The 20,790-nt window shown below is 62.3% G+C and carries 13 protein-coding genes and 1 tRNA gene; 7 read left to right on the plus strand and 7 right to left on the minus strand.

Annotation, left to right across the window (positions count from 1 at the left end):
* Positions 1-161: 161 nt before the first annotated feature.
* Positions 162-2,300 carry an excinuclease ABC subunit UvrC gene (gene uvrC / locus VGK20_10470; GenBank protein HEY2774457.1) on the minus strand — a complete coding sequence of 713 codons (2,139 nt, stop codon included), beginning with the start codon at positions 2,298-2,300 and terminating at the stop codon, positions 162-164.
* Positions 2,290-4,296: an excinuclease ABC subunit UvrB gene (uvrB, locus tag VGK20_10475; GenBank protein ID HEY2774458.1), complete on the minus strand. Its 2,007-nt coding sequence runs from the start codon at positions 4,294-4,296 to the stop codon at positions 2,290-2,292. The genes uvrC and uvrB overlap by 11 nt, the downstream gene beginning before the upstream one ends.
* Before the next feature lie 210 nt (positions 4,297-4,506).
* On the opposite strand from uvrB, the gene VGK20_10480 reads away from it, so the two are divergent.
* Complete coding sequence (locus VGK20_10480) at positions 4,507-5,055, plus strand: hypothetical protein (protein HEY2774459.1); 549 nt, start codon at positions 4,507-4,509, stop codon at positions 5,053-5,055.
* Positions 5,056-5,168: 113 nt separating this feature from the next.
* Here the strand turns inward: VGK20_10480 and VGK20_10485 are convergent, their stop codons facing one another.
* Positions 5,169-6,935 carry an alkaline phosphatase family protein gene (locus VGK20_10485; GenBank protein HEY2774460.1) on the minus strand — a complete coding sequence of 589 codons (1,767 nt, stop codon included), beginning with the start codon at positions 6,933-6,935 and terminating at the stop codon, positions 5,169-5,171.
* A 104-nt stretch (positions 6,936-7,039) separates the two neighbouring features.
* Between VGK20_10485 and VGK20_10490 the strand changes: the two genes are divergently transcribed.
* The 3 genes from VGK20_10490 (at position 7,040) to VGK20_10500 (ending at position 9,894) form a co-directional block, all read left to right on the plus strand.
* Positions 7,040-8,554, plus strand: coding sequence for a sulfatase (locus VGK20_10490; protein HEY2774461.1), 1,515 nt, complete (start codon positions 7,040-7,042; stop codon positions 8,552-8,554).
* A gap of 166 nt (positions 8,555-8,720) precedes the next feature.
* Positions 8,721-9,635 carry a LamG-like jellyroll fold domain-containing protein gene (locus VGK20_10495; protein ID HEY2774462.1) on the plus strand — a complete coding sequence of 305 codons (915 nt, stop codon included), beginning with the start codon at positions 8,721-8,723 and terminating at the stop codon, positions 9,633-9,635.
* Positions 9,636-9,818: 183 nt separating this feature from the next.
* Positions 9,819-9,894 (plus strand) — tRNA-Asn (locus tag VGK20_10500).
* A 359-nt stretch (positions 9,895-10,253) separates the two neighbouring features.
* Here the strand turns inward: VGK20_10500 and VGK20_10505 are convergent.
* The 3 genes from VGK20_10505 to VGK20_10515 form a co-directional block, all read right to left on the minus strand.
* Positions 10,254-12,044, minus strand: coding sequence for a sialidase family protein (locus tag VGK20_10505; protein HEY2774463.1), 1,791 nt, complete (start codon positions 12,042-12,044; stop codon positions 10,254-10,256).
* Between the two features lie 1,019 nt (positions 12,045-13,063).
* Positions 13,064-13,663 carry a tetratricopeptide repeat protein gene (locus VGK20_10510; GenBank protein ID HEY2774464.1) on the minus strand — a complete coding sequence of 200 codons (600 nt, stop codon included), beginning with the start codon at positions 13,661-13,663 and terminating at the stop codon, positions 13,064-13,066.
* A 254-nt stretch (positions 13,664-13,917) separates the two neighbouring features.
* Positions 13,918-15,627 (minus strand): pentapeptide repeat-containing protein, encoded by a 1,710-nt coding sequence (locus VGK20_10515; GenBank protein ID HEY2774465.1) that lies wholly within the window; start codon positions 15,625-15,627, stop codon positions 13,918-13,920.
* Between the two features lie 202 nt (positions 15,628-15,829).
* Here VGK20_10515 and VGK20_10520 point away from each other — a divergent pair, with 202 nt between their 5' ends.
* Positions 15,830-17,047: a lectin-like protein gene (locus VGK20_10520; GenBank protein ID HEY2774466.1), complete on the plus strand. Its 1,218-nt coding sequence runs from the start codon at positions 15,830-15,832 to the stop codon at positions 17,045-17,047.
* An 868-nt stretch (positions 17,048-17,915) separates the two neighbouring features.
* Here VGK20_10520 and VGK20_10525 read toward each other — a convergent pair.
* The gene (locus VGK20_10525; protein ID HEY2774467.1) at positions 17,916-18,773 is read right to left on the minus strand and encodes a hypothetical protein; all 858 of its coding nucleotides are present in this window, start codon (positions 18,771-18,773) and stop codon (positions 17,916-17,918) included.
* 1,341 nt (positions 18,774-20,114) lie between these two features.
* Between VGK20_10525 and VGK20_10530 the strand changes: the two genes are divergently transcribed.
* The gene (locus tag VGK20_10530) at positions 20,115-20,429 is read left to right on the plus strand and encodes a transposase (GenBank protein ID HEY2774468.1); all 315 of its coding nucleotides are present in this window, start codon (positions 20,115-20,117) and stop codon (positions 20,427-20,429) included.
* A gap of 149 nt (positions 20,430-20,578) precedes the next feature.
* The coding region (locus VGK20_10535; GenBank protein ID HEY2774469.1) for an IS3 family transposase at positions 20,579-20,790 on the plus strand (212 nt) is incomplete at its 3' end.

The raw sequence follows: 20,790 nt of genomic DNA on the forward strand, positions 1-20,790 counted from the left end.
AGCAGGAGTGCCGCGACCACGAGCCGCATCGCTCCCCGCTAGCGGAACCGCTCTCACTCCGAAAGAGCCGCCGGCGAAGCAATTACATCAACGGAATGGGGTCTGACCCCATTCCGATATGGCATGGGGACTGACCCCATTCCTGGCCGCGGCTTCCGTGACTACGCTTCCGGCTCGGCAGTGCTGCGCAGCGCCGCCGCGACCTTCTCGGCGAGCACCGGTCCGACGCCCGGCACTCCGGCAATCTCCTCGACCGACGCCGCGCGGATCCGCTTGACGCTTCCGAATGCCGACAGCAGCGCCCGCTTCTTGCCGGGCCCGATGCCGCCGATGTCGTCGAGCACCGAGCGAAGCCGCTTCTTGGCGCGCAGCTCGCGGTGGAACCTGATCGCAAACCGGTGCGCCTCGTCCCGGATCTGCTGAAGGAGAAACAGCGCATTCGAGTTGCGGCGCAGCACGATCGGGTTGCTGCGCCCCGGCCGGAACACCCTTTCCTCGGAATGCTCGATCTCTTCCTGCTGGAACTCGCCGCGCACCTTGTCCTTGGCGAGCGACGCTAGTTCGACGCCATCCACCCCGATCTCGCGCATCGCCTCGACCGCCATCGACAACTGTCCGCGACCTCCGTCAACCAGAAGGAGGTCGGGAAGCCCGCCTTCATCCTTGCCGCGCGCGAGGCGCCGCGACAGCACTTCCTTCATCGCTGCAAAATCGTCGTTGCGCTGGACCCCGCGCAGCTTGTAGCGACGGTAGCTCTGCTTGTCGGGCCGCCCTTCGTCGAACACGACCATCGATGCGACCACCGCCTCGCCCTGCACGTGCGAGATGTCGAAACATTCGATGCGCTTCGGCGTCGAGGCAAGGTTCAGCTTGGTGCGCAGCTCCTCGAGCATCTTCTCGCGGCGCAGCGCTTCGTCACTGCGATCGGCGAAGGCCTGGCGCGCATTCTCGAGCGCCATCTCGACGAGGCGGCGCTTGTCGCCACGCTGGGGCGCAAACACCGAGACCTTCGTGCCGCGAAGTCCCGTCAGGTAGTCCGCGAGCGCATCCGCACCCTCGAATGCCAGCGGCAGCAGCACTTCCTCGGGAATGTAACGGTCGCCTTCGTAGAAACGGCCCGTCAGCGCCGAAATCACTTCCTCGTCGGGAAAATCGAAATCCTCCAGGCGATAGGAATTGTTGCCGACGAGCTTTCCCGCGCGCACCAGCAGCACCTGGGCCTCGAGGAAGCCTCCCTCGCGGTAGAAACCGAACACGTCGCGGTCGCCGCCGCCATGCACGAGCGCCTTCTGTTTCTCGGCAACCTTGGAGACGGCTTCGATGCGGTCGCGAACCCGCGCAGCGTCCTCGAACCGTTCCTCGTCGGCTGCCGCTGCCATCGCCGCGCGAAGATCGGCGACCAGCGCATCCGTCTTGCCTTCGAGAAGCTGGGTCGCGCCTTTGAGCTGGCGCTCGTACTCGACGCGATCGACCGGGAGCACGCACGGCGCCAGGCAGCGCTTGATCTGGTATTCGAGGCAGGGTCGCGAGCGGTTGCGGAATACCGCGTCCGAACACGTCCGCAGCGGAAAGATCTTGCGCGCGATCTCGAGGGTTTCGCGAATTCCCGACGCGGAAGCGAAAGGGCCGAGATAGACGCTGCCGTCGCGCACGATCTTCCTGGTGACGAGGATGCGGGGCCACTGGTCCTTCACCGTGACCTTCACGGAGAGATAGCTCTTGTCGTCGAGCAGCTTGATGTTGTAGCGCGGCTTGTACTGCTTGATCAGGTTGTTCTCGAGGATCAGCGCCTCGGTCTCGCTGACCGTCACGAGGGTTTCAAAGTCGGCGGCGCGGTTCATCAGGAAGCTGACCTGGTAGCGGCCGTCGCCGCCGCGCACGTAGCTACGCACGCGATCGCGCAGGTTCTTCGCCTTGCCGACGTACAGCGCCTTGCCGCGCCGGTCCTTGAAGATGTAGACACCCGGTCCGGTCGGTGCCGCGGCGGCCTTTTCGGCCATGCGCTGTTCGAGTTTTTCGCGCTCGGACGGCGAGGTTTTCTCGTCGGCGGGTGGTGCATCCGTGGCGGCATTCCCGGCCGGCGCGGACTCGTCGTGCGCCGCTTCGGCGGCATTCCCGGCGGGCGCGGACTCGTCGTGCGCCGCTTCGGCGGCGACGCCGGATGCAGACTCGGGGGAAGCTTTGGCGGCGGCAGTCCCTTCGGCGGGTAGCGCGGCACCTTCGGGCACTGCGCCTTTGGCCTCGCTCTCCGCGCCCGGCTCCGTATCGTCCGGCGCGCCCGCTTCGGGGTCAGCCGGCAAGGCCGAGCTCCTGCTGCTCGATGCGACGGGCCTTGTCGCGCAGCTCGGCCGCGCGCTCGAAATCGAGGCGCTCGGACGCTTCGCGCATCAGGCGGCGAAGGCGCGCGATCTCGGCCTTCGCGTCGGCGTCGCTGCCGTAGCGCGGTGACTCTTCGGCGACTTCGGGAATCGGGAAGTAGTCGAGGTCGGCCATGCGCACCAGCGGATCGTCGATCGCACGCACCGTGCTGCGCGGGATGATGCCGTTCGCTTCGTTGTACGCCTCCTGCACGGCACGGCGTCGATCGGTTTCGTCGATCGCGCGTTTCATCGAATCCGTCATGACGTCTGCGTAGAGAATGACGCGACCGTCCACGTTGCGCGAGGCTCGTCCCATCGTCTGGATCAGCGAGCGCGACGAGCGAAGGAAGCCCTCCTTGTCCGCATCCAGCACCGCAACCAGCGCGACTTCGGGAAGGTCGAGTCCTTCGCGCAGAAGATTGATGCCGACGAGCACGTCGAAGGTGCCCTTGCGAAGGTCGCGCAGGATCTCGGTGCGCTCCAGCGTGTCGATGTCCGAGTGCAGGTAGCGCACCTTGACGCCGAGGTCACGGTAGTAGTCCGTCAGGTCCTCGGCCATTTTCTTGGTCAGCGTCGTCACGAGCACGCGGTGACCGCTCTCGACGGTGCGGCGCACTTCCTCCAGAAGGTCGTCCACCTGCTGGCCCGCCGGTTTCACCTCGATCATCGGATCGACCAGTCCCGTCGGCCTCACGAGCTGCTCGACGATCACGCCGCCCGAGCTTTCGATCTCGAAGTCGCCCGGCGTGGCCGACACGTAGATGCAAGGCCCGATCACGCTCTGGAACTCCTCGAACTTGAGCGGGCGGTTGTCGAGCGCCGACGGCAGGCGGAATCCGAAATCGACGAGCGTCTCCTTGCGCGAGCGGTCGCCGCGATACATCGCGCCGACCTGCGACACGGTCACGTGGCTCTCGTCGAGGAACGCGACGAAGTCCGGGGGAAAATAATGCAGCAGCGTCGGCGGCGTCTCGCCGGGCTTGCGACCGGTCAGGTGCCGCGAGTAGTTCTCGACGCCGGGACAGGTGCCCATCTCCGACAGCATCTCGATGTCGTAGAGCGTGCGCTGCTCGAGACGCTGGGCCTCGAGCATCTTGCCCGCCAGGCGAAGCTCCGCCAGGCGCGTGCCGAGCTCCTGGCGGATCGACTCGATTGCCGCCTTCAGGCGGTCGGGGCCGGTCACGTAGTGGCTGGCCGGGTAGAGGCAGACGCGCTCAGGCCGCGCGAGCACCGTGCCGCGCAGGGGATCGATCTCCTTCAGCGCCTCCACTTCGTCGTCGAAGAACTCGACGCGGATCGCGCGCGAGTCCTCGTAGACCGGGAAGATCTCGACGACGTCGCCGCGCACGCGGAAGGTCCCGCGGTGGAAATCGACATCCGAGCGCTTGTACTGGATGCGCACGAGGCGATCGAGCACCTCGTCGCGGTCGATGCGCATGCCCTCTTCGAGAAAGAGCAGCATGTCGAAATATTCGGTCGGCGAGCCGAGGCCGTAGATGCACGAGACCGACGCGACGATGATCGTGTCGCGCCGTTCGAGCAGCGCCGCGGTCGCGGAGTGGCGAAGCTTGTCGATCTCGTCGTTGATCGACGAGTCCTTCTCGATGTAGGTGTCGGTGGACGGGACGTAGGCCTCGGGCTGATAATAGTCGTAATACGACACGAAATAGCGGACGGCGTTTTCGGGAAAGAGCAGGCGAAGCTCGTTGTAGAGCTGGGCCGCCAGGGTTTTGTTGGGCGCCAGGATCAGCGCCGGCCTCTGCAGCCTCGCGATCACGTTGGCGACCGTGAAGGTCTTTCCCGAGCCGGTGACGCCGAGCAGCACCTGGTGGCGCATGCCGGTCTGCACCCCCTCGGTCAGCGCAGCGACCGCCTCGGACTGGTCTCCGCTGAGCTCGAAGTCCGTAACCAGATGAAAGCGCTCGTCCTGGGCCATCGAACCCTCCATGCTAGCCGATCGCCCCGCCCGATCCGAGTCCGCAGGGTTTGGGAATGGGGTCAGGCACCAGAGGAATGGTGCCTGACCCCATTCCTGTGGTGCCTGACCCTATTCCTGTGGTGCCTGACCCCATTACAGATACGCATATCCGGCCGCGCACCGTGGGGATTTTGACTGGCGCGACCCCCGCTCTTAAGGTTCCGGGCCGTGCTGCGTCTACTTTTTACGATGATCACGACGGTGCTGATCGGCCTGGGCACCGGCTACTTCCTGTGGGGCTCGAGAGTGGCGAGGATGAGCGAGGCGATGAGCGCGCTGACCCTCGAGGAGGACACGCTGCGCGCGCGCCTGGGCGCCCCGAAGCAACCCTCCTCCGCCGACGCGGCGCCGAAAAGCGGCGACGAGCTGCGCGCGATCAGCGAATCGATCGCCGGAGTCCGGCAGGAGCTTGCCGAGCAGAAGTCGCTGATCGAGAAGAGCGCCGCAGCGGCGGGCAGCTCCGATGCCGCGGCGACCAACACCGAGCTCGCCAAAGTTCGCACTCAGTTGAGCGAGTGCAACGCGGACAAGGCGGATCTCGAAGCGAAGATGCGGCGGGCTTCTGCTCAGCCTGCGTACGACACCGGCACGCCGCCGCGCGGTACGGTCGCGCCGGCTTACGATCCGAACGCCGGGCGCCAGGTGGTGCCCCCGGCCTACGATCCGAATGCACCGCGCGCGGCCCCACCGCCGCCCGCGTACGATCCGAATCGCTGAGCCAGCGGAACGAGAGGGCCTTCTTCCGTTCGCGCGCGTTCGCGCGCGATTGCGTCCGCGCGCGTTCGCGCGCGATTGCGCGCACGCCCTCAGTCGGCCGTCACGCCCCGCGATCAGTCGCCCTTCTCGTCCGGCGCCGCAGGCTCGTCGCCCGCTTTCTTGTCAGCGTTCCCCGAATCCGCCGGCTTGCCCGGATTCGCCGGAGCAGGCTTGGCCGGCGCCGCCTGGCCTTTGTCCTCGGGCCAATTGTCGAGCGCGTTCGGCACCACAACCTGGCCCGTAGGCGCAGCCGGCACTCCGCCATTTCGCGACGGCGGTGACGGCGGCGTGCCGGGGATCCCCGGGGTGCCTGCCATTCCTGGCGGCATCGCTCCCGGCGCACTGCCTGGAGCCCGCGACTGCCCGGGCCGGGTCGCTGCTCCGGCTCCGGCTGCCCCCGGCCCCTGCGTCTTGTCCTGCGCGCGAGGCGCCGCGCCGTCGACATAACCGAGGCCGCGCAGAGACTCCCACGTCGATTTGTCGACCGGTTTGTCGGTGGAGGCGCGCGGGTTCTTCTCCCAAGTAGGGATCGAAGACGGCGGGCGGCCGACCATCTCGACGACTTCGGAGAACACCTTGCCGTCCATGTCCTGCCCAACCGGCATGTTCAGCAGGTAAAGCAGCGTCGGCGTCACGTCTTCGATGAACTTCGGAAGCCCGGTCTTCTGCGTGATCTTCGGCCCCGAGACGATGTAGATCCCGTCCGGATTGTGCGTTCCGATGGCCTTTTCCGGATCGGTCGACGACTGGAAACCGTGGTCGGACACGATGACGACGTACGGGGTGCCTTTGACCTTCGCGAGGATCTTGCCGAGCTCCTCGTCGCTGCGGCGGTACGCGTTGGCGACGAAATTCTCGTACTTCTTCGCCTTCTCGCGATCCATGTTCGGGAAATTGTCGGGGTGCGCGTAGCCCCAGTACGGATGCGAGATGCGGTCGACGAACGTCATGACGTAGAGGAACAGCCTCCAGTCATCGCCCGCGTAAAGCTCGGCGCCCTTGCTCTGGATCGAGAACACCTGGTCGAGGTGGTCGTAGAGCACGTCGGCCACGTGCTCCTGGTCCCAGCGGCTCCAGCCCGGCCCCTCGGGAATGTACGGCTCGCCGATCTTCGCCGAGACTTCGGAGCGTGCGTTCTTCGGCTCGCTGGCCACCAGGCCGTCGTCGGTACGGTAGACAGGCGACACGTAGATGTTGTCGTCCGAGTAGTGCATCGCGCGAAGGGTGCCGCGAAAGCTCGGCCGCGTAGCGATGCGCGCCGGCAGCCACGGCGTCCACTTGCCGACGGGAATCTGCATCACCGCGTCCTTGATCACGCCGGTGTTGTCGCGGTACGGCCCCGAGACCTTGCCCTGGTCGAGCTGTTCGGGCGTCAGGAACTCGCCGGTGTTGCCGCCCATCGTCGCGCCGCTCAACGGAAAGCCCGAGAGCATCACGCCCGGGATCGGGTCGGCCGGCCAGGTGCCGGGGACGTTGAACACGTCCACTTTCTGCTTCTGGTCGCGCATGATCTCCCAGATCGCGTTGACGCGCCGGTTGACCGATTGCGAAGTCTTCCAGTCCTTGATGCCGTGCTTGCTGAATCCGAATCCGGTGAAGATCGTCGTCCACACGACCGGAGACAGGATTGGAGGGCGGGACTCGAGAATACCGTGGATGCCGGTGTCGCAGAGCTTCTTCAGGTTGGGAAGCTCGCCGGCTTCCATCATCGGCTCGATGACGGTCCAGGTACCCCCGTCGATCCCGAGCACGATGACCCGCGGAGTCTGGGCGTTGTCGCCGGAAGTGCACGAGGCCGCCAGCAGCGCTGCGGCGCAAACGACAAGGAAACCGCGTTTCATTCTTCGGCTTATTTCCTGGAGCGGCCCGGGCGGCCGGCCCCGGTACATAGGATACCTAGAGCCCGGCGCCCGAAAAGGCTAGACTAACCCACGAGTTCCCTTCGATGGCAAATGTCCTTCTGCGTGCGAGCGCCCTGGCCGTCGCGGCCTTCGCCTTGGCCCTGCTTTACCTTCGCTCCCCCGAGTCGGGTGCGCGCGCCGATCGGCCGCTCTGCGAGCACTGCAACGTCATCCTGATCTCGTTCGACACGGTCCGCTCGGACCATCTCGGCGCTTACGGTTACGAGAGGGCGACGTCGCCGAACGTCGATGCGCTGGCGAAGAAGTCCGTCCTGTTCGAGCGCGCAATTTCGCAGGCGCCGTGGACGCTGCCCGCCCACGCCTCGATGCTGAGCGGACTTTACCCGAGCCGTCTCGGCGTGCTGCGCTATCCGGCAACCCGGATCCTGTCGGACCAGAACACCGTGCTCCCCGAAGTGTTCCGCTCGGCGGGCTACGCAACGGCGGGTTTTACCGGAGGCGGGTTCGTCTCCTACCACTACGGCTTCGACCGCGGCTTCGACCAGTACATCTCGCGGGGTCGCCGCTACGAGCACAACCTCGACTCGACGATCGACTGGCTCGAGGAGCACAAGGACAAGCCGTTCTTCCTGTTCTTCCACGGCTACGACGCGCACCGGCCGTACTACTCGAAGGCGGTCGACAAAAAGGAGATGGGCCTGCCCGCCGATTCCGACGTCGAGCAGCCGCGCTACTGCCTCCAGGACGACCGCGGCGTGCCCGACGATGCCAAGCGCGAACACATCGTGCGTTACTATGATGCCTCGATTCATCACGGTGACCGTGCGATCGGCGTCCTGCTGCAGACCCTCGACCAGCTTCACCTGATGGACAACACCGTGATCCTGCTCACTTCCGATCACGGCGAAGAGTTCTTCGAGCACGGCAACTGCGACCACGTGCGATTCCTCTACAACGAGTCGATCCACGTTCCGTACATGGTCTATATTCCAGGCTTCTCCCCGCAGGGAATGCGCGAAGAAGGGCTCATTCCTGCGTCGATTTCGGTGGCGCGCACGCTTCTCGACATCGTCGGCATCGAGCATGCGATGCCGGGCGTGACGCTCCTGCCGATGCTGATGGGCAAGCAGAAGGGCTTTCCGGTGGTCTACAGCGAAGCCGACAGCGCAGCGGGAAGCCTCGGAAGCCGCGGCCGCGCAATTGCGATCACCAAGCCGACGGTCAAGCTGATCTCGTACATCGAGGAAGGCAACGACGAAGCGTACGATCTCAAGGAAGATCCCGACGAGCACCACCCTCTTCCGGAGAAGAATCTGGCGTACCTGCTTCGGCAGACGCTGAGGGCCTGGTCCGATTCGCTAAAGCCCCTGCCCCGGCCCGCAGCCGAGCCCGACGAGGTCGCGAAAGCCATCGCCGCCGACGACGGCGACGACTCCACCGGAGAGTCGGCCGACAAGCACGACGACCGTCCGAAAGAGTCCGCGCCGGCCCAGCCGCCGGGACAGGACGGCGACAAGGGCAAGGCGCCGGGCAGGAAGAACCCGAAGATGCCGGAGGATCTGAAGAAGGATCTGAAGTCGCTCGGTTACCTGCAATAGATTGCCCCTCCCCTTTGGCGTGGAATTTTCCTTCCCTTTTGTGCACCGACGCACCCGCAATCGAGGCACACCCATATTGCGGCTTCCGCTCTGCTGCGTGCAGACTGCCCCGGTGCAGGCAACAGCCGTCGCTCCCGGCGAAGCGGGCGCACGAAGTGAGGAGACGATGAAGAAGCGACTTGCGGTGTGGACTTTATGTTTTGCGGCCGTCTGCGGCTCGGCCCAGACCTCGGCGGCAGCGACGAACGTCGTCGCCGATTACAGATTTCGCCGCGACCTGACGTCCGACGTCGCCTCCGCGCCGGATCTCACGCCGATCGGCCCCGGCCAGAACTGCTTCGTCATCGACAAGGTCGGCACCCAGCTCCGAAACGTCCTCGAGTTTCCCACGGGCGACGGCGTCCAGGTGGCGTGGACTGCGCTCGATCCGCTGATCCCGCTGGATCACTACTCGATTGCGTTCCGCTTTCATTTCGACGGGTTCGGCGGCTACCAGCGCCTGGTGAGCTTTGACGGCGGCGTCGCCGACTGCGGACTCTACTCGATCGGCAACGTGATGACGTTCTTCTGTGGATCCGGCAATACCAACATCCCGTTTCCGGCCGACGGTTACTACGATGTGGTGTTCACGCGGGCTTCCGGCGGCGTCGTCAACGGCTACATCAACGGCAACCTCGCGCTGCAGTTCACCGATACGACGGCTCTCTCGGTCATCGGCGTGAACGAAAGTCTGCGCTTCTTCCGGGACAACGAGTGCCCCGCCGCCTGCAATGAGAACCGCTCGGGGACGGTCTCGCGCATCCGTCTCTACGACGACGCGCTGACGGCCGATCAGGTGACGGCGCTCGAGACCCCGCTCGCTACCACGACGACCATGCTGGAGCCGACCTGCGGGGACGCCAACGAATCGGACACGATCACGGCGGCCGACGCCCTGGCCGCGCTGCGCTCGTCGGTCGGCACGGGCTGCTGCAGGATTACCTGCGACGTGAACTCGAGCGGATCGGTGACGGCGAGCGATGCGCTGGCGATTTTGAAGAGAGCGGTTGGTCAGGGCGTGACGCTCACCTGTCCGTTCTGAGCGGGTCGCCGCGTCGCGCGGAGCGCCGCGTGGTTTGCGCCGGTCTTCTCACCCGGCCCCGTTTCCGGGCTTTTGCTGCGGCTGCGGGCCGGATTTTCCGCACGCCTGGTCCGGCCGGAATGGAGCGGCTGGCTGCCCGGGCCAATTGCCCCGGCGCGAGGCTCCGGTATAAGCTTGCCGGATTCCCCGGTAGCTCAGTCGGTAGAGCGGGTGGCTGTTAACCACCATGTCGCTGGTTCGAGTCCGGCCCGGGGAGCCAAATCCTCGCCAGACCAAATCTCTCTCTGCGGATGGTCCGCGCCGCCTCCTTACCAGGAGCGGCGCGAAATCCTCGTGATGTCGCGAGGGTTTGCGAGTTCGAGCAGCCGAGACTCGACGCCAACCTGTTAACCAGGGCGGCCGCAGAGAGCGCCGATCCGAAGGGATTCAGGGCAATTTTCGCTCTCAGAAGGCCTCTCCGGGGAGAGATTCCTGAGAGTGGTTAACTGATTGTGTTAACCACGCACCTTGAGAGCGTCGGCTGGTTAACAGGATGCCGCGGTTCAGCGGATGCGACGAGTCAGACCCACCAACAATTCGCTTCCGCCAGCCGAGCACCGATCAATAGCCGGTGCGTCTCTAGTCAGATCGACCGCTAAACCGGTCTGACTCGTTAATATCGGCCGCGGAGAATTGCGCCTCCCAGCACTGATTGTTCTCGATATTGATGAGCTGCGCGATCACAGATGGGTCCAATGCGAACGGCATTACGGGCGGAGCGAGCGCGGCTCCTGCTGCCGACACACCGATCGCCGCCTCTCCGCCTTGCGTCGCGCTGAGGACCAGCTTCTTCATCGGGCCATTGCGTTCATCAGGATCCCGATAGCGGAACCCCGACCCTGCGTGCTGCCAGCAACTGCCGCCGGCGCACTGGGATCCCGCGGCTGCGTCAATTTCAGATACGTTGCGAATGGTCCCCTCAACGCTGGAGTACAGACACAGGACATAGTTACTCGATGTCGTCGGGTCGCCAAAGTCCGAAGGAATCGTCCCGGCACTGGATCTCCATTTCCAGGACAACTTGTCGTGACCGCCGGGCGGATTGTTCAGATCCAGACTCGAGTCCTGGGCTGCCGTCGGCACCCGGCAGCCCACCAGCGGAACTGTCGGGCAGTCGTTATGGGAACGTGCAAAAAAGACATCGTAATCGCTGCCGATCGTGTCATTCAGAGAATTTGTCGATGTCCAGACGAGGATGCTCGTGCCGTTTTGCGCCGTTTCGAGATCGGGCAGGAAGTCCAGATTTCGCCAGGGGAATCCGCCCGTTGGTGGTGAATTGTCACGCGAGGCGTTGACGTTTATCGCCGCGGGGTCGGTCCACGATAAGCCTGCGTCGAACGAACGAACGCCGACGAGATCCCCTTCTTGACCGATTGTCCCGCCAAGACTGTCAAATGCTTGAGTCCACACCACCTGCCACACGCCGCCGTCGTATCGCACCCGTGGAGCTTGGCGCTGTCCGAAAGTCGTTAGCGCAGGGACTCCACCAATAGCGGTTCCAGCGCTCCACGTATTCCCATTGTCACTAGAACGAGCGGCCGCAATGTCGTAGTCGAAGTTGCTTTGATCGGCACCTGGAATGGCCGACGTCGTGTCCCAGACAACGATCCAAGTGCCCGCACCATCGGTCGCGAGATCTGGCCTAGATGCGTCACCCTGATTGGAACCACCGAGTTGGATTGCGGAACTCCATGTGGCACCCGCATCGCTCGATACCGACATTTTAATTCGATCGAATCCGTCGCACCATGTAGCAATCCACCTACCCGCGTGGTCTGTAGCCAAACGAGCGTCGAAGCCAAGAACCGTGTCGCCGACGTAGAGAAATGAGGCCGTTGACCAGGTTACCCCGTCGTCGTTTGAGTGCGATAGCTCCAACCCCCACTGGGTACTCGTGGGCGTTGGATTTACGAGCCACATCGCCATCCAGTATCCATTGGTGTCGGCGACAATTCTGAGGTCGAGAGCGTTCGAAGTGAGGCCATCGATCCTGAGCGGATCGGACCACGTCGCTCCGGCGTCAGTCGATCGGACGACCTCGACTTCATCTACGTCGCCGTGAAGCCCGGCAATCCAGGTGCCCTGCCCGTTGGTGGCAATGGCTTGGCCCTGAGCGTCTTGGGTCGCTGCATCAGAGTTAAGGATTGCCAGTGGAGACCAGGTGCGCCCATCGTCGGTCGAACGAGAGAAGACCGCATCCTCTCCGAAGGTGCCGGGAGTCACGCCGACCGCCGGATCGCTGGAGGACCACACTGTCACCCAGTTTCCTAGTCCGTCTCCAGCCACGGCAGGGAAGACGTCATCAATGACATTGGTCGGAGGATCCGTCGCTGCGTTGGAAGCGAGGGGACGAGGCGCGTCGAACATCATGAGGGCGTAGCTTGGCCGCACCAAGCAGAGCGCGACTAGGCTACTCAGAATATGAAAATAGACGCGGGTCACGCGGAGACCGATCGGCCTGAAAGAGAGCGTGGCGCCATCCCACGTCGACTCCGAAATTCACTAGCCACTCGCAAGCACCGTTCGCGGTGCTTATGTCTTTACAACTCACGGCATGCAAGTGGTCTACATGCCCATCGTCACAGGGAGGCCGATCTATGAGAGTCAACGGATTGAGGAAGCCTACAGCCTAGCTTCAATGCCTGCCGCGGGTTATTCCAGACGGTCGGCGGAATAGACGATGAAGCTCCCTGTCTTGCCCCAACCTGACGCGGGAACTGTTGCCAGCGAGTTACGCCAGTGGCGTCGCTGGAAACACGAATATTCTCAAGGCGGGACGATTCATTCCCAGCTTCCGGGGCCGGTAGAGAAGTCGTCAATCATAGCCATTCTATTCGGACTCGCTCTCCGCCCTCCAATCTTTGCGGTGGGTTGGCTCGCGCAGAGGACGGGACTCTCTTGGCTCCGTCAGCGCTGTGCGACCTTGCGCGTTCAGACCGACCGGTTGGTCCTCTGTCGAGCGGCCTGCTCGTTGAACCACGCGCTTTCGGAGCTCGGTCTTTCGCTCATGGATCGAGACGAGATCGCGATGGCGGTGGAGTGTCTCGGAATGTCGTCGCGGGTACACCCGTGTCCACACAACATGAGCTTCGGACTGAGCACTCGACTCTGGAGCGCGCTGGCGGGCATTCCTGAGGCGGAGGATGCACGTAAAGAGTACGAGACGGTGGCCCGTGGGTTCGCGGCAGGATTCGGCGCTATCGATTGATCGGCGGCATGACGCAACGCTACGCATCCCGCAGCAACAAACCTCGGCAGCCCCCCTTTTTGATCCCAGTCGGCTCGAGCGCGCCATGCTACTCCGGCAACGCCGAGCACGGCTGCAGAGCCGCAGCGAATTTCGCGCGGGTCACGATGATGCGGACCAAGTCGCTCGGATTCGATTGATACTACATGGGCGCAAGGTTGGGATCCTTCGAATCATCGCTAACGAACCTGACGGCCAGCACAGGAACGGAGGCAAAGAACAGGAGTGCACGCGCAAAGGCGAGGACGCCGTTTCGACCACTGAGGTCGCGCCGGGCTATCCATCGTTGCGCGAATAGGTGACCGCCTTCAGCTGCCATCTTCATGTAACGCTCCGCGATACATTCATCGCGACAAACTCCACGGCCCTGGCTGTACATCCAGCCGAGCCGATAGCCCGCCGGCGCGTATCCCTGATCAAAAGCGCGGTTAAACCAGCCCACAGCTTCCGCATCTCGGTGTTCTCGCACCAAAAGGCTTCCCAAGTAGTACTGACCAACTCTGTACCCCGTCTCCGCCGCAGCGGAGTACAGCCGTTCCGCCTTCAGCGTATCGACGGCGACTCCCTTTCCGATGTCGTGAATCCACCCCAGGGTCACCTGAGAAAACTGCTCACCGGCGGCGCTGAGGTTCTCCAGTTCGAGAATCGCTTCGGAAATACGGCCCTCGTCAAGGAGACGCCGTGCGGCAAGCGCCTGCCTGTAGAGAACATCGGAACCGTTATCCATCCAGTTGGTGCTCAATCCGGGTTCCAAAAAGTTCCAAGACCAAAACGTCCAGAGATGCGCTATCCGACTTCGCCGGTCGGCATGATATGCCGCGCTCAAGCTCCACAGAAGTGACAGTGCGAGAGCTCGCTCGGGGCCACCAGTGCCCGCCGGGAACGGGTCTCCGGGGAGAGAACCCAGAGAGTGGTCAACTGATTCCGTTAACTACGCGCCTTCGAGAGCGGCGTATGGTTAACACCCTCACCCCAAGCCCCCGCAGCATGGAACACTCACGGGCTGCAGCTTGCCGGCAGCTGTCCCGCGAGGTGTCCGCAACATGAGCCACCATCAACGGTGCTATTGGTCCCATCGGGGCAGGTAGTATTGTTCCACTGCACTGAATCGAGAACGGTCCCGGTCAGGGTCGCGGATTGAAGATCCACACTAGTGAGATTGGCGCCTGTCATCACAGCATCCTCAAGAAACGCGGATGAAAGGTCTGTACCGGACAGGTCGGCGCCAGTCATAATCGTTCGTGCTAGTCCGGCCTGACTTAGATGCAGGTTGTGCAGGTCCGCTCCAGAAAGGTCCCCGTCGTATAAGTCCACCCTGGGTCCGTACAGGTTTCCACCGCGGCAGGTCCAGTCGGCGGGCAGGCCGATCGGACACGCCATCACTCCGAGTCCATTGTCCTGTTGAGAAAGGATCGCACCACTTAGATCAACGGCGCTCAGATCAAAGCTGCTCAGGTCAACACCCTGAAATCCGGCGTCTATCGCTCCGCTAAGATGTGCTCCAGTCAGAATTGCGAAATCAAAGTAGACACCGGTAAAAGTCGCGCCGGTGAGATTCGCGCCAGTCAGGTCAGAGTAATAGAAGAATAGGTCGGTGAGGTCAGCGTTCGATAGATCCGCTCCCTGAAACGTTGTCTGCAAGACTTGCGCATCTGTCAGCACTCTGCCGTGCAGGTCGCTGCCGTCGAGATCAAGGTCGGAAAGATTGACGCCAGGTCCAGTGAGGGCATTGCCACCGCACGCCCACGAGGTGGGGAGAGTAGCCGGACACCCCGACACGATGCCAGTCTGAAGGGCAGTGACATTCGTCACGGCCGCGAGATCGATGCCGCTGAGATTCGCCCCAGTAACCTTTGCCTGGCGAAAATCCGCGCCCACGACGTCGGCATCGTGGAGATCTGCGTTTTGAAAGTCCGCGTAGGGGCAGTACGTTCCCTCCAGATTTGCGCCGGCGAAAACGGCAGCCGAGACGTCTGATAGCCAAAGCGAAGAACCGTGAAGATCGGCCCCTGTCAGATCGGCGCCCGGAAGAAGATTTGTCGTACTCAGATCCTGTCCGCTCAGATCTGCGCCCCTCAGGTACATTGCAATTGTCCGGGCGACTTCGTTTATGGAGAGCCATACCTCGTTCGATCCCGGACAGGAGGATCCGTCCAATGCGGCATCAAAGCTCGGCGCGAACTTCTCATAACAGCCGAACCAGTTCGTCTTTGGTTTGATGCTGTCGTGCAGAACAAGCCCGCGTGCAATTTTGTTGTCACAGCCGACTACACGCGCAGCAATCCCGTTGCGGCCGATCACACACTTAACTTGATCCGCCGTCGTCGCCGTCGCTGCGCCCAAAAGACTCAGGATCGCGTCCTCGCTTGAAACGACCGCGGCCCAAGCCGCCGACGCATCACCTACGAGCGAACACGGCCCAACCGACTCCGCCAATTGAAAGGTAGAAATGAGCTTGGACTCGCAAGTGCTCAGATCCAACGTGGTTCCATACTGCATCGAGCCATTGTTTCGTTTCACCACGCATCGGAGCGCGTCGGCTGTCGCCTTCGCCTTCCCGGCGCTGCAGGTGCTGGTCGGGGCGATGCCGGCCGCCGACTGGGATGCGGCGGTCAAGAGAAACGCACCAACAAGCGCGCCAACGATCCTATGCGGGCCCTGACGAAGAAGACGGGTTTGTGACTGAATCGACTGGAGCCAGAACACTTTCTGTATCCGTTGGCGCATTCTAGCTCCTCTGCGGGGTAGCGTTTCTAAGGGCGACGGTGACAGGATCGTCCTCTGGCAAGTTTGAAACAAGTTAAAACCTCCGCGCGCCACGGTTCTCGGCCTGAAGCTACTCGATGACTCCTGGTGGCTAAGCTTCGCCCAACCAGCCATGACCGCGAGGCGAAATTGGAAGAATGGCGTGACCACGGGCGCCAACATACGCTCCAACCGCAGGCCAAGGCCGTTCGCTAACGTCGCAAGCAAGACCGCCTGGTCGCTCGCGCTTTTGATCGGCTGGATTTTGGCACACTACGGGGACGCCTCATGCACAAGGGTATCACCCAAGCCGCGTTCGATGTTTGATGAACGCGGGGTGCAAGATGGCTGCTCTGCCGGGGAGGACAAATCGATGTCGAAAATTGGACTGGCATTAGGTTTGATGATGGTCGTTCTCGCGACCGCGGGACGGGCGAATGCCACCGACATCTCTGCGAGAGGGATTTCGATCAGAGAGGGCGGCAAACTCACCCATCGGCAGGTCCGCGTTTCGTCGCGCGACGCGGCTATCCTGTTGCCGAATGGCGTCACCCCCTCAGCGGCAATCCACGTCTATAGCGCGAACGATGATTTCTGCTTCAAGATGCAGGCCGGCACAGGCTGGACGAACGATGGCTCAAGCTGGGCGTACGCGGACGAGGGAACGGGAAACGTCGCCTCCGTAACGAACGGGAAGCTCGTCATGAATCTCAAGTCGGGCGTCGCGTACTCGCTCAACGACGCGCCTCAAGCCGAAGTAAACGTGCAGGTCCAATTCGGCGACGGTCAACGGTACTGCCTGCACTGCAACGGAATCGAGATCATCCAGAACGACGCAAGGCGGTACAGTGGCAAGTATTGCTCGTCTTCTGTTTGCGATGCGGAGCCCGAAAGTTGCGACCCTCTCGTAGAATACGATTGGAGGGAATGGCCCGTGAGCGAAGGCGGCAATGGGCATTTCTATGCCGTGACCGCACCGTACGGCACCTGGTACGAGTCTCGGGATAAAGCGATTGCTGCCGGCGGACACCTCGTGACGATCAACGATGCCGCAGAGAACGACTGGCTGCGTCAACAGTACGGGACGCCAGGGCAGTTCGGCCAGGGTCTCTGGACAGGCTTCAACGACCTCGGAACCGAAGGTCACTGGGAATGGGTTGGAGGCGACGGTGGCTGGTGGGAGAACGGTAACCCGGCGAGCACGAGCTATGCGAACTGGTATCAGGGCACGCCCGAGCCCAATGGGGGTCTCGGCGAAAACGCCATGATCATTAACTACTCCGACTACAGCGGCGACAACCGCCACGGAACGTGGACCGACGCTGATGAGAACCGCACGGACTTCAAGGGTGGGATTATCGAACTTGACGGCCCGCCTTAGCGGCGAGCGCGCGCTCGAGGGAGAACCCGCGACGGCGGCGCGAAATCCGCGTGATGTCGCGAGGGTTTCCGACTTCGAACAAGCACGACGCGGCTATCGGCTGTTAACCAGAGCGGCTGCTGAGAGCGTCGATCCAAGGCTGAACGAGGCGAATTTCACTCTCAGAACGGCGCTCTGGGGAGAGAATTCTGAGAGTGGTTAACTAACAGTCATCCGATTTCAAGATCACGGTGGTGCTCGCCTGAGTCGCGGCTGGGCGACGTCGTGGAGAGACTGATCTTCGCGCAGAGTCCGATGACCAACTCGTCAGGACGCGACAGTGGCGCACCCACATCCGCGAACGGGCGCAACGGCGAGCGCTACCGGTGGATCTCCTCTGCCGCCGATAGCGATCGCCGCCGTCCGCAATTGAGCCGTTCCCGAGTGTGGCGCAAACCTGTTCACGCAGCCCACAAGACCGGCCAGTCGCAACGTCTATACTGGGCCGACGCAGACCTTGATGCCAACGGCCCGAGCTGCCGTCCATCACCTCCTGGTCGGTCAGCTCGGCAAATCACCGATGCGAATCCGCGGGCCTGAGCTGGCGTTCATGCACCTACGTCGTCGGTGGAAGCCGCGCGGCCTCGGCTCGGAAACCGTCGCGCGATTGGTCACGTCTCCGTCGGCTGAGTTTCGGCACACGACGCGGTCGGTGCCCGCTTTTTGGTAAATTGCTGGGCGGAACAATCCTGCTCGCCGTGGATGGCTCTAAACGCGAATGTTCGAGAACGCCGCGAGCAGCAGTCCCCTCCTCGAGCAGGAATCGCTCGGGAGGGGACCTTGTTCAGCCCGGAGTTATCTGTGCGGGTCTCGCCCCGAGACGACGCCACTACTGTTCGATTGTGTAGTCCACAAAGCTGACATTCGCTCCGATGAAACTTCCACAATAGGTGATGTCGGCAGTGCATCCCCCTACCGTCCTTGAACAATTGCATGTCGTTCCGGATGTAATTGCTAGACCCCTCATGTCTACTGAACTGAGGATCCCACTGTCGTGGAGAATGTTCACCGCATTGCCTGCCAGTAGGGTGTTGGTGAGCGTGTTGCTGGTCGAATTATAAACACCGTTGTCGTTATCGTGGATACTTGAGCCGGTGACGGTAGTCGAGCCGTACAGGGTGATGCCAACACCGGCCCCTCCTCCCTTGACGCCGGATACCTCGCTCGTATTGACGGTCCTGAAACCGTCGATTCCTACACTGCTCGTAATAGTTGGATCGAGGGCGATCTTGGCCGAGTTGACCTGAGCGGCGACGGTCGTGAAGGAGTTGACGATTCCGGAACCCCATCCCCCTGCAATGTAGACGGTGTTAACCTGAGTCGTGCCGGACGATGCCGACACGTCGACCGCGATGGCCGTACCGCACGATATACCAGCCGGACATGTAAAGGGCTCAGAGGTGTAGCCTCCAGTGAATTTGACGCCTCTGCCAAGGTGCAGGCACGTTGCGCCGACGCTTCCTGTCGCAGTATCGCGCTGAATCACCTCGCACGACCCCGTGCCGGGATAGATCTTGACCGTCTGGCCGCAGATAACGTGGTTCATGCCCCCGGAACTCGTATCGTTGGTAGAGATCGGGCTCGCTTGCGAAACTCCAGTACCAACTTGGCAGTTCGCAAGAGCTCGATTCGGAAGCGCGGCAGCAAGAAGAACAAACGACAGCAAGAAGAACATGGAATGTTTCATACGGCAAAGTTCCTTCTCAGTTTTAACAATGGATCGGACAGTAGCGCGAGTTGATTCTCGACGCATATTGCGGCCCCGCGTCATTGACGCAAGCTCCTAGGTCTTGTTCTCTTCACGGAAAATGTCGAGCTTAGACAAACGTCAGTGACCGTCGCGCGCGATATACGCGTAAAAGGCTTCCTAGCGAGAGTCAGCACGTAGCGCTGCTAACATCGCCGTCAGTATGTGCTTTCTTTTTGTGGCGACTCTCACAGCGGTTCCATTTTTTTTTAGGGCGGTCGAAGCAGATCTGCCACGAGTTGTGCGATCGATAAGGTGGCACTTCCATGCAGAGGCGCCGCTGGAAACGTTGCCGAGTACCGCACGATATTCTAACTGGCCAACGAGCAATCGCGGCTCCGCACCTTTTTACGGCCCGACAAATTGCCATCGTGAAGGGCGAATTTTGACGAGTACTCGTCAAGTCGACCCGGGAACGGCCACCGAAACCGGAAGTGGTCGCCAACTCGTGGCATTCCCCGCTCTTGGCGCAGCCAGCGCACCGGCTTGAGCGGTATCTGGAGTTCACGATGCCCAGACCCCGTCCGCGGTATGCGGCCGATTTGCGAGATCGCTTAGTCGATCTGGTTCGCAGAGGGCGATCCCGTAAGGTGCCAAAACTCCGCCGAGCTCTACGCAGCCTCCCGACAGTAGAATTTCAGCACACCGCCGAGTTCAGGATGAACCTGAAGCGCCGCGATTTCTTCGCTACCCCTGCGCGACGTTCGTCGTAAGAAGCCTGTGACGCCGAGAACGTCGGTCCCAACAAGTCTGTAAGTCCGAGAAGGGTGCGCCTTTTCGCGCTAGCCCTTGGACATAGATCTGGACTCGAGTGTATGAAGCGCTCGCGCGAGCACTTCTGCCTTCTACGCTCGCTCGTACCCAGTCGATTGTGAACGGTCGTTTGGACCGGTTGGCTGGCACTAACCCTAAGGTGCGAGGTGGCATGCGTGAGCGATCAGCAAGCAACCCAAAACCCGGCGTTATCAGGGCGGGAAGAGTCGAACGCCTCTACTCGCCGCCTCCACTTAGGAATCGCCGTGGCCGGATGGCTATTCATCTTCGGACTGGCCAACGTTGTGCCATCCGAACCGTACCGAATGTGCTTCGATCCTACGGTCGCGCCACCGCAAACTCGGCTGAATCAGTACCGCAGCATGCCGCTAGCGATGCCGTTGTTTCCGACGGGCTGCCTCGACAGTCGGCCGATAGTTGTGGCCGAGCAGATCGACAAGTCCGCAGCAGGCATGGAGTTCCCCCGGTTTCGTGGACACCTAACCGCTATGGTAACAGGAGTTCACGATGCCCAGAACCCGCCCGCAGTATGCGGCCGATTTGCGTGATCGCTTAGTCGATTTGGTTCGCAACGGCCGATCCCCTGAAAAACTGGCTGAAGAGTTCGAACCCTCTGCTGCAACGATCCGCAACTGGACGAAGCAGGCCGAGCGCGACGGGGGCAAGAGAAAGGACGGACTGACGACCGACGAGCGCGAGGAACTGCGCGGGCTGCGCCGCGAGAACCGTCGCCTGCGCGAGGAGGTCGAGATCCTGGGAAAGGCGACGGCCTGGTTCGCCAAGGAGTTTGGGGGGACGCCGAAGCGGCGTTCGAACTCGTGAAGGCGAACCAGGCCGAGCACAGCGTCACAAGCCTGTGTCGCGTGCTGAATGTTTCGACGAGCGGATACTACGCCTGGTTGAAATGAACGCCGTCGCGTCGTGAACAACGCGATCGCGAGCTCGTCGGCGAGATCCACCGGATCCACAAAATGTCGCGCACAAGCTACGGCTCGCCCCGAATCCACCGTGAGTTTCGTGACGACGGAATCCGCATCGGCCGAAAGCGCGTCGAGCGCCTGATGAAGCGGGAAAACCTCGTGGGAATCAGTCGTCGCAAGTGGATTCGTACGACGGAGCGCTGCCGTGGCGCAAGGCCGGCGCCGGATCTGGTAGATCGCAGGTTCATTGCCGACGGCCCGAA

Source organism: Candidatus Binatia bacterium (genome assembly GCA_036493895.1).
In the GTDB taxonomy this organism is placed as follows: Bacteria; Desulfobacterota; Binatia; order UBA1149; family CAITLU01; genus DATNBU01.